16 protein-coding genes are annotated in these 13,169 nt (G+C 69.9%); 13 read left to right on the forward strand and 3 right to left on the reverse strand.

Going from position 1 to position 13,169, the window contains the following annotated elements:
* Positions 1–13 precede the first annotated feature (13 nt).
* From NEH16_RS07920 to NEH16_RS07975, 12 genes are all read left to right on the forward strand, one after another.
* A complete protein-coding gene (locus NEH16_RS07920) occupies positions 14–820 on the forward strand; it encodes a hypothetical protein (protein WP_265540520.1) in 807 nt (268 codons plus the stop codon).
* On the forward strand, positions 817–1,317 hold the full coding sequence (locus NEH16_RS07925; protein WP_265540522.1) for a hypothetical protein: 501 nt from the start codon (positions 817–819) through the stop codon (positions 1,315–1,317). The genes NEH16_RS07920 and NEH16_RS07925 overlap by 4 nt, the downstream gene beginning before the upstream one ends.
* Before the next feature lie 132 nt (positions 1,318–1,449).
* Entirely contained in the window at positions 1,450–1,857 is a 408-nt protein-coding gene (locus NEH16_RS07930; protein WP_265540524.1) for a hypothetical protein, read from the forward strand.
* Positions 1,858–1,868: 11 nt separating this feature from the next.
* The gene (locus NEH16_RS07935; RefSeq protein ID WP_265540526.1) at positions 1,869–2,222 is read left to right on the forward strand and encodes a hypothetical protein; all 354 of its coding nucleotides are present in this window, start codon (positions 1,869–1,871) and stop codon (positions 2,220–2,222) included.
* Complete coding sequence (locus NEH16_RS07940) at positions 2,219–2,746, forward strand: hypothetical protein (protein WP_265540528.1); 528 nt, start codon at positions 2,219–2,221, stop codon at positions 2,744–2,746. The genes NEH16_RS07935 and NEH16_RS07940 overlap by 4 nt, the downstream gene beginning before the upstream one ends.
* A 9-nt stretch (positions 2,747–2,755) precedes the next feature.
* The gene (locus tag NEH16_RS07945; RefSeq protein WP_265540530.1) at positions 2,756–5,470 is read left to right on the forward strand and encodes a phage tail protein; all 2,715 of its coding nucleotides are present in this window, start codon (positions 2,756–2,758) and stop codon (positions 5,468–5,470) included.
* Entirely contained in the window at positions 5,470–6,921 is a 1,452-nt protein-coding gene (locus tag NEH16_RS07950) for a hypothetical protein (protein ID WP_265540532.1), read from the forward strand. Before NEH16_RS07945 ends, NEH16_RS07950 begins: the two co-directional genes overlap by 1 nt.
* Complete coding sequence (locus NEH16_RS07955) at positions 6,921–8,021, forward strand: DUF5047 domain-containing protein (protein WP_265540533.1); 1,101 nt, start codon at positions 6,921–6,923, stop codon at positions 8,019–8,021. The genes NEH16_RS07950 and NEH16_RS07955 overlap by 1 nt, the downstream gene beginning before the upstream one ends.
* A gap of 3 nt (positions 8,022–8,024) precedes the next feature.
* Positions 8,025–8,591 (forward strand): hypothetical protein, encoded by a 567-nt coding sequence (locus NEH16_RS07960; RefSeq protein ID WP_265540536.1) that lies wholly within the window; start codon positions 8,025–8,027, stop codon positions 8,589–8,591.
* On the forward strand, positions 8,591–9,328 hold the full coding sequence (locus tag NEH16_RS07965; RefSeq protein ID WP_265540538.1) for a carbohydrate binding domain-containing protein: 738 nt from the start codon (positions 8,591–8,593) through the stop codon (positions 9,326–9,328). The genes NEH16_RS07960 and NEH16_RS07965 overlap by 1 nt, the downstream gene beginning before the upstream one ends.
* Entirely contained in the window at positions 9,325–9,915 is a 591-nt protein-coding gene (locus tag NEH16_RS07970) for a hypothetical protein (RefSeq protein ID WP_265540540.1), read from the forward strand. The genes NEH16_RS07965 and NEH16_RS07970 overlap by 4 nt, the downstream gene beginning before the upstream one ends.
* Positions 9,916–9,917: 2 nt before the next feature.
* Positions 9,918–10,505 carry a hypothetical protein gene (locus NEH16_RS07975; protein ID WP_265540541.1) on the forward strand — a complete coding sequence of 196 codons (588 nt, stop codon included), beginning with the start codon at positions 9,918–9,920 and terminating at the stop codon, positions 10,503–10,505.
* Positions 10,506–10,524: 19 nt separating this feature from the next.
* Here NEH16_RS07975 and NEH16_RS07980 read toward each other — a convergent pair whose 3' ends face one another.
* Positions 10,525–11,232 (reverse strand): GntR family transcriptional regulator, encoded by a 708-nt coding sequence (locus NEH16_RS07980; RefSeq protein ID WP_265547106.1) that lies wholly within the window; start codon positions 11,230–11,232, stop codon positions 10,525–10,527.
* Between the two features lie 438 nt (positions 11,233–11,670).
* Between NEH16_RS07980 and NEH16_RS07985 the strand changes: the two genes are divergently transcribed.
* Positions 11,671–11,889 (forward strand): hypothetical protein, encoded by a 219-nt coding sequence (locus tag NEH16_RS07985; protein WP_265540543.1) that lies wholly within the window; start codon positions 11,671–11,673, stop codon positions 11,887–11,889.
* Positions 11,890–12,067: 178 nt separating this feature from the next.
* Here the strand turns inward: NEH16_RS07985 and NEH16_RS07990 are convergent, their stop codons facing one another.
* Both NEH16_RS07990 and NEH16_RS07995 read right to left on the reverse strand, forming a co-directional pair.
* Complete coding sequence (locus NEH16_RS07990) at positions 12,068–12,310, reverse strand: helix-turn-helix transcriptional regulator (protein WP_265540545.1); 243 nt, start codon at positions 12,308–12,310, stop codon at positions 12,068–12,070.
* A gap of 283 nt (positions 12,311–12,593) precedes the next feature.
* Positions 12,594–13,064, reverse strand: a complete 471-nt coding sequence (locus tag NEH16_RS07995; protein WP_073967369.1) for a Dps family protein — start codon at positions 13,062–13,064, stop codon at positions 12,594–12,596.
* Positions 13,065–13,169: the final 105 nt, after the last annotated feature.

The following is a 13,169-nucleotide window of genomic DNA, read 5'->3' on the forward strand; positions in this document are numbered from 1 at the left end:
AGAGGAGGACGCCGTGACCACCCCCACAGGGCCCTGCGACTGGGACATCGACACCAGCTGCTGCCCCGACTGGGCGTCGTACGACCCCGGCGTGCAGGCGCGCGCGACCGCGCTGGCCACGGCCGTCCTGGACGGGCTGACCGGGCATCAGTTCGCCCAGTGCCCCATCGCGTACCGGCCCTGCGGGCTGCGCTGCGCGGGCGGTGGCGGCTACATGACGTGGCCGGTCGGCATGGGCGTTGTTGGCGGCGGCGCCGGGCCCTGGATGGTGCCGTACGTCGACGCCGGGATCTGGCGGAACTGCGCGTGCCCCGGGGCGTGCGGCTGTGGCGCCCGGTGCGAGACCCCGTTCCCTACGAGCGTGGCCGCCGTGTCTGAGGTGCTGATCGACGGCGTCGTGCTGGACCCGTCCGCGTACCGGCTGGACTCCTGGCGCGGCATCCCCCGCCTCGTCCGCACCGACGGCGGGTGCTTCCCCCACTGCCAGAACATGGACCTTCCGGCCGACGCCGACGGCGCGTACGTCATCACGTACCAGCCCGGCCGGCCACTCCCCGAGGCCGGGCGCATCGCTGCCGGGGACCTGGCGTGCGAGTTCGCGAAGGCGTGCTCGGGCGGGGACTGCGCGCTGCCCCAACAGCTCGCCTCCCTCTCCCGCAACGGCGTCGACCTCCAGGTCGTAGAGCCCAGCACCGTGCTGGAGCAGGGCCTCACCGGGGTGCACTCGGTGGACCTGTGGGTGCAGTCGGTCAACCCGCGGCGCCGGGCCATGCGTTCACGCGTCGCGTCGCCCGACACGGCGAGGGGGAGGTTCCAGTGACCCACGCCATGGACTACGCACAGGCCCTGCTCGCCTGCTTCCAGGCCGAGTTGCAGGCCCCGCACCCGAAGCCCATCGACCCGGCGTACGTGATGCTGCGCGCCGGCGCCGAGGTCACCCCGCTCCTCTCCACAACCGGCGACGAGTGCTGCCGGGGCCTGGGCTGGGTGCGGGTCGCGTCGATCACCGGGGTCCGCCAGATCGGCGAGACGGCCACAACGGCCGGGTGCTTCGGGCAGGAGCGGGTCCTGACGCTGGAGCTGGGGACCGCGCGGTGCGCCCCGACCCCGGGCCCCGCAAGCGTCCCCGGCGAGGACGAGTGGACCGCCGTCGCGCTGCTGCTGGACGAGGACTGCGGGGCGATGGAGCGCGCGGTCTGCTGCGCGTTTGCCGACGCGGCGGACGTGGCGGTCGGCGAGTACCAGCCGTTCGGGCAGGACGGCAACTGCATCGGCGCCGTGATGACCGTACAGATCGCGATGGAGGCGTGCTGCTGATGACCACCAAGAGGGTGCGGGTCCGGGCTCGGGTGTCGTTTCACGACATCCGGCAGGGCGACGTCGCCGACGTGGACCTGGACGCGGTGATGCAGGGCTGGGTGGACGGCGGGTTCATGGAGGTGATCGGCGATGCCCCGAGTACGGCTGGACCGGGCGGCCCTGAACCGGACGATCCGGGGCGCAAGCCGCGGCGAACTCGACAGCGCCGCGCGCCTGACCCTGAACCTGGCGAAGCTCTTCGCCCCAGTGAAGACGGGTCGGCTGAGGGCGTCGGGGCGGATTGAGTCCCGCCGCACGCTCGGACTTCGCACGATCTACACGATCGGGTTCGACGTGCACTACGCCCCCTTCGTCAACGACGGAACGAAGCCACACAAGATCCGCCCCAAGCGCGCGAAGGCCCTCAAGTTCAACGTGGGCGGCCGGACGGTGTTCGCCACCGTCGTCAACCACCCCGGCACCAAGGCGAACCCGTTCCTGGACCGGGCCCTCCAACGCGTAGCCGCAAACCGCGGCTACCAGTTCAAGCACGACTGATGGGGACACAGATGGACACGCAGACTGTAGGTGAGGTGGCGGAGCCGACCGCCGAGGAGCAGGCGCTCCGCGAGCAGTACCCGGCGGTGACCCAGTTCAAGGGCCGCACCATCCGGTACGCGCCCCTGTCCGAGGGGCAGACCGTGGCGCTTCAGGCCCTGGAGCGCGACGACGACGGGCACCTTGTGTCGGGCTCGGTCAGCGTGATCCTTGCCGTGCTGGAGGGCTGCGTGGGGCCTGACCAGTGGCAGCGCATCCGCCTCGACCTCGCCCGCAAGAAGATCGACGCGGCTGACGTCATGCGCCTCTTCGTGAAGATCATGGACAAGGCGAAGCGCGACGGCGAGAAGACGGCCGCGGCGTGAGCCGGGACCCGTTCGCGCGCGAGCCGCTGCGCGTCACCATCGCCAGCGAACGGGTCACCCTGCCCTACCAGCCTGCTGCCGGGTGGATCGGCGCGATCTGCGGCAGCGCCACTACGGCCGGGGCTCTGCTGCCGCTCCTCGCCGACCCGGATCGGGCGCGCACGATCACCCGCCTTGCGCGCGGCACCCTCGCCGCCGACACCGTCGCCGCCGCTCTGTACGAGGCGCTGCGCGCGGCGGTGTCCGAGCTGGCGTGGTGGGAGACGTACCGGCTCCTCGTCCTGTCCACCCAGCCCAGCGCCGCCGGCCGGATGCTGCTCGCCGGGCTGGACCCGTGGCAGCAGCCCCCAGCCGCCTGGTGCTACGCCCTTTACGAGCTGATGACGCAGGGCGTTGCGGACAAGGACCGGTTCCGGTTCGACGCGCAGCTCAAGACCCCACCCGCCGGGGTGGACGAGGACTTCGGCGACATGGACTTCGACCAGATGGTGGCTGCCGCCCGCGCCACCCCCGGCATGGGATGAGGTGACACCGTGGCATCACAGGCCGAGGTCGACCTAGTCGTCAACGCCACCCGGACCCTGCCGCAGCTCGAACGCGACCTGGACCGCGTTCTCAACGCCGCCCAGGCCGACATGTCCGACCTGGACGTCAACGCCGTCCTGCGGTCCACGCAGTCGCTGAACGACATCGAACGGGACCTGGACCGCATCATCCGGCAGGCCGAGGACGACGCCGACCCCGTCGTCATCCAGGCCGCCATGCAGCAGCGCGACGAGATCCGCAGGTTGCAGGGCGACCTGAACGCCGTGGTGACCGCCGTCAACCGCGACGGCCGGGCCGACGCGCTCACCGTCCTCGCCGCACTCAACGTCCCCGACAGCATCGCCGACCTGGACGACGACGTACGGACCGTGGTCCGGACCGTGCAGGCCATCGCCCCGGACATCGACATCGACGTGGACGTCGACCGGAACCTCACCAGAAACCTGCTGGCCGCAGCCGGTGGGGTGGGCGCGATCACGAAGAACGTGACCGCCCTATCCGCTGCGTTGGGTGCTGCGGCCCCCCTGATTGCGTCGGTGGCCACCAGCGTTCAGAACATCCTGCCGGCCAGTGCTGTAGCCACGCAGGGCATCCTCGCCGTGGTCCTTGCCACCAACACCCTCAAGCTGGGCATGGTCGGCGTGTCCGACGCGATCAAGGACGCGTTCGATCCCGGGACCAAGCCCGAGGATCTGGAGAAGAGCCTCAAGACGCTGGCTCCGAACGCCCGGTCGTTCGTGCGCGAACTGATCGGCATGAGGGATGAGTTCAAGAAACTTCAACTGGGGGTGCAGAACCGTCTGTTCAAGGACATGGACGAGGTTGTGAGCGGCCTGGCCGACACGGTCCTGCCGCAGGTTCGTGCGGCCCTGAACTCGACAGCGGTCACGCTCAACCAGATGGGGGTGAGCGCGTCCCTGGCGGCGGCCCGACTGTCCCGGGACGGCACCCTCGGCAAGGCGCTGAAGTCCGCGACCACGGGAATCCGCAACCTCTCTGGTGTGCCCGCGCTGGTCGTCACCGCGTTCGGGCAGTTGGCTGCGGCGGCGGGGCCGTCGTTCGATCGGATCACCAAGGCGCTCGGGCAGTTGGCCGCGGACGCGGGCACCAGCTTGTCGTCGGCGTTCAAGTCGGGGGCGTTGCAGGATTCGATCGAGGACGCGATCGGCGCGGTGCGGCAGCTGGGCCGTGTGTTCGGCAACGTGTTCGGCGGCCTCGGCAACATCATTCGCACGGTGGGTACCGAGGGCGACGGTCTGTTCGGGACGCTGGAGCGGGTCACGGGCGCGTTCGAGGACTTGACGGCTGACGCGGATGTGCAGGCCGGGCTGAAGGCGCTCGGCGAGACAGCCGCGCTCGTCTCGAAGACCGTGCTGCCGCTCCTCGGCGAGGCCATCAAGATCGTGGGCCGGACTCTGGTCGGCTTGCAGGGCCCCGTCCAGGAGGTCGTCACCTTGCTTGGCGACGCCCTCGGCGAGGCGCTGACGGCGCTCGGACCGGTGCTCGTCAGCGCGGGGCGCGCGTTCGGTGACCTGCTGCGCGCCCTGGGCCCGTTCATCACCCTGGCCGGGACCCTTGTGGCGAACCTGCTGCCCGCGTTGAACCCGCTGCTCAGCGGGCTCGGCGACATCTTCCAGGCGGCTGCCCCGTTCATTCAGGAGGTGGCCACCGTCCTGTCCTCGCTGTTCCTGCCGGTCATCCAGCAGCTCCCCGGCATCCTCGAACAGATCGTGCCCGTCTTCACCGACTTCGCCGCCACCGTGCTCCCTCAGCTCACGGAACAGCTCGAATTCGCGGCGCCCACCCTCGCCGACCTCGGGTTGCAGATCGCCGACCTTGCCGTCGCGGTCGCCCCGCTCGTGGTCCAGATCCTTCAACTGGCGACGGTCATGGCGGAACAGCTGGTGCCGATCATCAACGGCACCGTCATGGGCACCCTCGTACTCCTGACCGGGGCCCTGACAGGACTCGGGCAGTTGGTGGAGGACTACCTCATCCCCACGATGGGCCTGTTCGTCAGCTTCCTGAACGGCGACGTGTTCGACGCAACGACCAGCGCCGGGCAGACGGTGCGAAAGTTCCGGGACGACGCGAGGACGGCCATCGGGGACTTCGTGGACAGCGCGCAGGAGCGGTTCGCTCGGTACGCGCAGGCGGCCCAGGACAAGTTCAACGAGGCCAAGAGCAGCGCCATCGACGCGGTCACGGACATGATCTCCCAGGCGCTCACCTACCTGGGCGACCTGCCCGGCCGCGCGCGCGGAGCGCTGGGCGACCTCGGGCACGTCCTCTTCGACGCGGGAGCGTCGTTGATCTCCGGCTTCATCGACGGCATCCAGTCGAAGATCGGCGCGGTCACGTCCACCCTGTCCAACCTCACGTCCAAGCTCCCGGACTGGAAGGGGCCCGCCGAACTGGACGCGCGCATCCTGGCCCCGTCGGGTGAGCTGCTGATCGACGGGCTGATCGCGGGCATTCAGCGCGCCGTGCCCCGCGTCCGCTCCGAGTTGCAGGGTCTGACCGGGCAGCTTCCCGGGTTCGGCCCGCAGCTCGCCGGGGTCACCGCCCCGGCAGCCACAGCGTTCGCCCCGGTCGTGCACGTCAGCATCGGCAATGAGGCTGTCGACCAGTACGTCACCGTCCGCTCCGAGCAGGTCTACGACCAACGCGCCCGCACCGCAGCCCAAGGGACGAGGTTCTGATGCCCGCCAGCTACGCCGTCATTGAGGTGGACTTCACCGCCGCGCCCGGCACCGACACGTCGTACCGGATGGAGCGTGCAACCGCCCCGGCCGGGCCGTACGTCACAATTGCGGTGGCCGCCCCGCTCCTTGCCGAGCGGGCCGTCTACACGGACAGCACGGCCCCGTTCGACACCGTGCTGTACTACCGGGCGACCGGCGACCAGACCGGCGCCGTCACCACGTACACCGCCGGGCCGCTGGACCAGGCCGGGCAGGTGTGGCTACGCGATCCGCTCCGCCCCTGGGCCGACCTGCCGCTGGACTTCTGCGACGCCGCCCAGTCCGGGCACGTTCCCGGCTGCGCCCAGCCCACCCCCGAGCTGGTGTGGGTGGGGCTCGGGGACGAGGTGTGGGAGGCCGACGCCGGCCTGTTCCCCGTGCTCAACTCCGAGACGCCGGCCGATGTGTGGGCCCGCCGCAAGCATGCCTCCGGGTCGCTGACGTTCTTCACGCGCACGCTCGCCGCGATCGACCGGGTGTACACCCTCTTCACCGCCGGGGGCCCGCTGCTGCTCCAGCTCCCGCCGGAGTACGGGGTCCGGGATCGGTTCATCCAGCCGGGCAACGTGACCGAGATCCGCATCAGCCGGGACCAGCGCCGCCCCGAGCGCCGATGGGAGGCCCCGTTCACTGTTGTGGACCGGCCGTTGGGCCCGGCACAGGGCACGGCGTGCGCGAACTGGTGCGCGCTGCCCGCCGCGTATCCGACGTACGGGGACCTGCCGTCCGGGCTGACGCTCGCCGACCTCGCTGCCGGAGAGGTCATCTGCCCGGGCGGCGAGCCGGTCACCCCGCTGGTCGACACCTTCACCCGCACCGTGGCGGCCGGCTGGGGCACCGCCGACACCGGGCAGGCGTGGACCGTAGCCACCGGGCCCGCCGCAGAGTTCTCCGTCAACGGGTCGGCGGGCATCCACACCCACACCACCCTCAACACCCTCCACGCCACCACCATCCCGTGGGACCAGGCGAACGTGACCATGCGAACCCGGTTCTCCGTGAGCACGGTCCCCACCGGGACGGGCGGTAACGACATCCACCTGATGCTGCGCCGCGGCGACGCCTCGAACTTCTACTCGGCCCGCATCTTCACGGGCACGACTGGGTCGCTGATGATCTCGCTGCGCAAGTTCGTCGGCGGCGTGGAGACGCAGCTGGTCAGCGCCACCCCAGGTTTCACGTACGTGGCCGACGCGGTCTACGCCGCGCGGTTCTCCGTGCAGGGCTCGAACCTCATGGCGAAGGTCTGGCCGGCCGCGTCCCCGGAGCCTGCGGCGTGGCAGGTGACGGCCACCGACACCGACCTGACCGGCCCGGGCGCGGTTGGAATGCGCACCCTGGTCCGCGCCGCCCAGACCAACCCGCTGCCCATCACCTTCCGCTTCGATGATCTGGTGGTCACCTCCTGATGCTGCCCTCCTCCGACCTGTACAAGACGGTGATCCGTGGCCCGCACCACCGCGTGGCCAGGGTGGATGCGTTCACGATCAACGGGACCCCGCTCGCGACGGACGTGCCGGTCGTCTCCGGGCAGGTGTCCGCGCAGCTCACCAACCGAGTCACGAGGACGGCCACCGTTACCCTGTCCGACGAGTGGTTCCCCCGCACGGCAGCGTCCCCCTTCAGCCCGTATCAGGCGGTCGTCCGTATCCGCGCGGGCGTCGGCTACGGCGACGGGTCCAAGGAACTGTGGCCGCTGATCACGGGCCGGGTGTGGGGTGTGCGCCGCGCGGCCGCCGGGACAGTGGAGCTGTCCGTGGACGACCTCGCCGCGGACGTGGTTGCCGCCCGCTTCGAGGCGCCCGAGCGATCCAGCTCCCTGTCGATCCTGTCGGAGATCCAACGCCTCATCCGGGGCGCGATCCCGCAGGCGACGTTCGGGCCCGACACGCTGGCAACCGCGCCGACGCCACAGCTGGTGTGGGACGAGGACCGCGGCCAGGCCCTGGACGATCTCGCGCAGGCGGTCGGCGGGCGCTGGTACGCGCTGGGCGACGGCTCGTTCGTCGTGCGCTCCTACAGCTACCAGCCCGGGACGCCGGTGCAGCAGTTCCTGGACGGGCCGCAGGGGCTCATGGGGTCGGCGGACGTGACGCAGACCCGCGACGGCACCGCCAACAGCGTGGTCGTGGTCGCGGAGCGGATGGACGGGTCCGAGCCGGTTCGGCGCATCGCCCGCGACGTCTCCCCAGGCAGCCCCACCCGGTACGGTGGCCCGTTCGGCCGCGCCGTCCAGGTCATCAAGGTGCAGACCCCGCAGTCCGTGCAGCAGGCGCAGACCTTGGCCCGCACCCAGCTCGCCGCGGCAACCGCGCTCACGGAGCAGTGGAACGCGCAGGTCGTCCCCGACTACACCATCGAGCCTGGCGACACCGTCCGCCTCGGCTACCGCGGCTACAGCGCGGACCAGATCGTTGACGGCATCGGGTACCCGCTCGTCACCGGCAGCAGCATGTCCCTGACCACCCGTTCCGCCGGTACGCCCGGCGTGGCCGTAGGCGAGGAGTAGCCCGTGGACACCACCCCGAACTACGGCATTCCGTACCCGGAGTGCGACCCGCCCCGGGTGGTGGACGCGTCGGACGCGGGGCAGATCGCCGCCCTGGCGTACGCCGCTGACGCCGCCCTCGACCTCGTGTACGCGCTGGCTGAGCAGGACGTGTTCAACCCCGACAGCGTGCGCATGCAGGCCGCGTCCGTGACCGGCACCGGGCAGGACCGCTACCCGCTGTTCACATCGGACACGATCGACACGGGCGGCATGTCCGACACCACGAACGGCGTCGTCCGCCTCGTGGAACCGGGCCGGTACTACGTCGGCGCGTACACCACCAGCACCACCACCACGCTGACCCAGCTCCGTATCCGGTTCCTCCTCAACGGCAGCCCCGTCAGCAACTTCCAGACGCCGGGCTATGTCACCGGGTCCGGCGGGGCGCTCATCGCCGGGTACGCCGACGCCGTCCTCACCGTCCAGGAGTCCGCCACCCTGTCCATCCAGATCCGTCACAGCTCGTCCGGCGCCACCTCGTGGAACAGCGCCGCCGAACTGTGGGCCACCCAGCTGGAGCACTTCTGATGGAGACCACTCCGCAGGTTCTCGCCGCGTCGTCCGGGCCGTGGGCTCAGGTCCGTACGGGCACCGTCGCATCGGCCACGGCCGGGTCGGCGGTCGTCGTCGTCGGTGGCACCTCGTTCCCCGCCAGCTTCATCAGCCCCTACGAGCCGGCCGCCGGAGACCTTGTGGCCGTCGTTCGGCAGGACGCCTCGTGGATGATTCTCGGACGGATCGCCGGGGCCGGGGACAACCTCGTGTCGAACGGCAGCTTCGAGGAGTCCGGGGCTGGGACGAGCCCGGTCGGGTGGACCCTGTACGACATCGCGTCCGGATCCACCGCATCGGTCACGGACTCCGTCGCTGTCGACGGGGGGCAGAGCGCGCTCGTCACCGCGACAACCGCGACCACGGCACAGAGCTATCTGTACTCCGATCCGATCCCCGTCAGCAACGGCGACACGCTGGCGATCTCCGCGTATGCGGGGGCTTCCCTGGGAGACAACCCGCCGGTCCAGGTGGACGCTGCCCTGTACGCGCTGTGGTTCGCCGGGCCGACGGACACCTACCCCACCACCGTCGCCCCCGACACCCTGGTTGCGGACGCCACCGACCTTGTGCCGGCCCCGCCGTGGACCCCGCTGTCGGGGACGGCGACGTCCACGATCACCGGGTGGATGCGGGTCGCCCTCCGCTCCACCGTCAACGACACCACCGGCATGGTCTGGGACTTCGTCACGGCCAGGAGGACCACCGCATGACCGCCAACACACCGCGCGGGATCACGTACCCCGTTCTCACCGACCAGGTCAGCACCCTGGGACCGACCATCCAGGACATGGCCCTGGACCTGGACGGGCTTGCCCAGCAGCTCGCGGACCGCCTGGACGCTGCTGCACACCGGCCAGCCGCCCGCATGTCCGCAATCGCCAACCAGACGCTGACACCGTTCGTCGCGAACACCGTGACGTTCGCCGCGGAGGAGATCAACATCGGCGGCATGGTCAACATCCCGACCAGCAACACCCGCATCCGGATCACGGAGCAGGGCCTGTACATGGTCGGAGCGTCGGTTGCCGCCACCACGGCGACGGGAACGTGGGGGCTACGGGCCGACATCACCAACAGCGCCAGCGGGGCGGTGGCCCGGGCGTCGCTCCAGGGGAACAACAACAGCGGCGACGAGCCGACGAATACCTACCTCAGCGTGGGCATGCTGACGTACGCCGACGGGGCCACTCCCGCCGACATCACCGTCGCCGTCACGTCTACGTCTGGCGGCAGCGTGAACCTTCAGGACCGGTCGCTGTGGGCGGTCAAGATGGGCAACATCCCGGGAGGGTACTGAGCATGGGGACTACACCGAACCGGGGCTACCCGTACCCCGACCTCAGCTCCGACACAACCGTGGCCGCCGACCTGGAGGCCCTGGCCACCGCATACGACACCGACCTCAAGACCCTCCAGGACGGCATCGCCCAGCGGCCCATGTTCCGGGTTGTCGGCGGCGGCACCCGGCAGGAGTACGGGGCCGGGCCCCAGATCCAGGTCCAGTATGAGGTGCTGGAGGAGAACACGGGCGGCGCGCTCTGGGGCGTCAGCACCCAGATGCCCCGGGACTCGTTCATCCCGTTCATCCCCGGCGTCTGGCTGATCAACGCGACCGTGTCGTACTCGCGGTGGGTGGCCCCGCAGTCGATCGAGTGGGTGCGGCTGCGGCTGTTCAGCAGCTTTGAGATCGCCGGGGTCAGCGCGAACGTGATGCCGGGCACCGCCGACCAGAACCGCACCCTGTCCGTCACGTCGCTGTATGCGTTCGACGGCACCGGCGTGGGGAACCCGCTGACCGTGCAGTTCCAGGCTAACGACGTACCGACACGGCCGTCGTACGCGATCACGTCCCGGTCCCTCACCGCCACGCTGGTGTCCCGCACCTGACCTCAATCAGCTGGCACGGTTACTGCTCGAACCGGTACTCGTATCCGATGACAAGGCGGCTGGGCAGGCACCACTCGCCGTACTCGATGATGCCCTCGTCGTCCCACAGCCGGTGCGCGCCCGCGAGGATTGGCGCCCCGATCCGCAGGCCCAGCGCCGCGGCCTCGCGGGCGTCGGCGTCCCGTCCGTGCATGTCGTCTCGCCCGGCGATGACTCGGCGTCCGGTCGTCTCCTGAACCCGGGCGAGCAGGCGGCCGGCGTCGCCACGGGATGAGGACAACAGCTCAGGTACGACGCCAGCGAAATGCCCGGGATACCAGGTGACGTACAGGCCGGTGCGCTGCTGTCCCGTGCCGGTGTGCCACTGGCGGCGCACGACCCGAGCGCCGGGCTCGGAGTCGAAAATCTCGGCGACGTAGGTGGGCGGCACGACGAGGTCGGCCGAGGTCACGATCATCGTCTCGCCCTCGCCGAGGATGCTGCCGGTGCGCAGCACGCGGGCGGTGCGGTCGTGAGCGGATGCGGTGACGGTGGGGGCGTCCGCAACGAAAGTGCCACGGCGGCTGGTGGTGATGTAGCCCTCAACCTGGAGGTGATCGAGGGACCGGCCGAGGGTGGCGACTGCGACGCCCTCGGCGGCGGCCAGCTCCCGGACTGGTGGGAGTTTCGCGCCGGGGGCGAGGACTCCGTCGAGGATGCGCCGCCGGATCCGGTCGGCTACCTGCATGTAGGGCGGCGGGTTGTCGGGCACGACAGCACTCCTCTATGTCCTAGGTCACGGGGGACTGTACTAGGTCACCAATGCGCCGCGATAGAGCGGGAGTTCCGGCATCTTGGCGAGGTGTCCTAGGTCACGCTATGGTCTGGCCTAGGACACGCCCTAGGAGGCTCCTCGTGGAGACGTCTGCCCCCCGCCGCTTACCCCCCGTTGGCTCGCTGTCTGAGCATCAGCAGCGCGGGTGGCGCTGTTGCTGGTGCCGGTGGCCACTGCACCCCGGCTACGACCGGGCCGTCGGCGAAATCCGGGTAGCACCGGAAGGCGGGGCCATCTACACGGTGTTCCTCCGCGAGTGCGCTGACACGAAGGAGTGCCAGGACCGCCTGCCGGGCGGCGATTACCCGCGTTCCACCGACGAGGACAACGCCGAGTCGGCATCGTAGAGGGATGACCTCTTCGCGAGAGAACGCCGCATCCCTGCTCGGCAACACGTCGGGCATCCCGCTACTGCTCGGCCTCGCGTCGGTGAACCGGCCGCGATGCATCGAGTGCGGGTCTCTGAACACATGGACGCTGCCCACCGCGGCGCCGTTCACGTTCCGGCCGATGCTGAATCGGCTGTGCGACGACTGCGGCCGGGTCACCGGCGCGTACACCGACAAATGAGGAGCCTCATGGAGACGAACGACGAAACGCAATTCCAGCCGGTAGCCGAGGCCCCAAACCCGAACTGCCCGCACTGCGGCGGCTCCGGGTGGATCGGGGACATCGTCTGCCCGGCGTGCAGCTGAGCACCCCGTAGACCGCCCCGGTCGGCCGTCCCCGTCGGCCGACCGGGGCTTCGTCACTCCTGCACCAGCTCCACGAGCGGCGCACCCAGCGCGTCCGCGATGAGCAGGAGGTCGGTGTAGCGGGGGTCTCGTTCGCCGGACTCGTAGCGCTGGATGGTGCGGCGCTCGACGCCGACGCGGTCGGCGAGCTGGTCTTGGGAGAGGCCGGCCGCGCGACGGGTGGAGACCAGGCGTTCGCCGAGTTCCCTCCGTCGGGCGATGACCCACTCGGGGAGGGGGGTTCGTCGGAGGGGCACAGCCCAAACGGTCGCCAGTAAATGATCTTGAGTCAGTACCTAAACGGTCGCACTTCCGAAAGGGCCCCGGTCTCGCGCGCTGCGAGCCGGGGCCTTCCAGGTTCTGGGACCTGTTGGGGTGTTGTTCCAGGTGGTCAGGGGCGGTGCCGCGTTCCGGAATCGTTCCGCTCGGGTCGTGGATTCCGGAATCTTTCCGTACGACGACGGGTCACCATGGGATGCATTGGGACGCGTTGAAATGCGTTCCGTTGCAGGTCAACCGCCTTACAGCCCCCTGACCAGCTCAGGCGCTTTCGGCCTGGAACATCCACGCGTGCTTTTCGAGGTCGGCGGTCAGCGTGATCAGGAGGTCCTGGCTGACCGGGTCCGGGGTCTCGGTCACCTCGATGCGCTCGCGCATCCGGCCGATCACCACGCCGAGGGCGTCGACCAGGGTCTTCACCGCGTCCACGTCCTTGATCCAGCCCTCGGACACGGAGGCGATGGCCGTGCTCTTGGCGATCGTCGCGGCTCGGCCGTCCGGGTTGACGCCCAGCGCGGACGCGCGCTCCGCGACCGTGTCGGAGTGCTGGCGCGCGGTGTCCACGACGTCGTCGAGCTGGAGGTGCACGGACCTGAACCGCGGCCCGACCACGTTCCAGTGGACCTGCTTGGCCACCAGAGAAAGGTCGAGAAGATCCACCAGAGCGCCCTGGAGGGCGTCTCCGACGGTCTTGAGGTCGGTCTCGGACAGTGGGCTCTTCACCACAGACATGCACGTCTCCGATCTGGAATCCGTTCCGTTCAGCACCACCCACGATGGCACAAACGAAGCAAAACGGTCATTTGAGAAAGCACCCGATGACTCCGACAAGTCCAT

The sequence above is a fragment of the Streptomyces drozdowiczii genome, assembly GCF_026167665.1.
In the GTDB taxonomy this organism is placed as follows: domain Bacteria; phylum Actinomycetota; class Actinomycetes; order Streptomycetales; family Streptomycetaceae; genus Streptomyces; species Streptomyces drozdowiczii_A.

Bases quoted from the DNA above. Each gene is read 5' to 3' on its own strand.
- NEH16_RS07970 (WP_265540540.1), top strand. From the start codon at position 9,325: ATGACCGCCAACACACCGCGCGGGATCACGTACCCCGTTCTCACCGAC.
- NEH16_RS07985 (WP_265540543.1), top strand. From the start codon at position 11,671: ATGACCTCTTCGCGAGAGAACGCCGCATCCCTGCTCGGCAACACGTCG.
- NEH16_RS07950 (WP_265540532.1), top strand. From the start codon at position 5,470: ATGCCCGCCAGCTACGCCGTCATTGAGGTGGACTTCACCGCCGCGCCC.
- NEH16_RS07935 (WP_265540526.1), top strand. From the start codon at position 1,869: ATGGACACGCAGACTGTAGGTGAGGTGGCGGAGCCGACCGCCGAGGAG.
- NEH16_RS07995 (WP_073967369.1), bottom strand. From the start codon at position 13,064: ATGTCTGTGGTGAAGAGCCCACTGTCCGAGACCGACCTCAAGACCGTC.
- NEH16_RS07980 (WP_265547106.1), bottom strand. From the start codon at position 11,232: ATGCAGGTAGCCGACCGGATCCGGCGGCGCATCCTCGACGGAGTCCTC.
- NEH16_RS07975 (WP_265540541.1), top strand. From the start codon at position 9,918: ATGGGGACTACACCGAACCGGGGCTACCCGTACCCCGACCTCAGCTCC.
- NEH16_RS07955 (WP_265540533.1), top strand. From the start codon at position 6,921: ATGCTGCCCTCCTCCGACCTGTACAAGACGGTGATCCGTGGCCCGCAC.
- NEH16_RS07930 (WP_265540524.1), top strand. From the start codon at position 1,450: ATGCCCCGAGTACGGCTGGACCGGGCGGCCCTGAACCGGACGATCCGG.
- NEH16_RS07965 (WP_265540538.1), top strand. From the start codon at position 8,591: ATGGAGACCACTCCGCAGGTTCTCGCCGCGTCGTCCGGGCCGTGGGCT.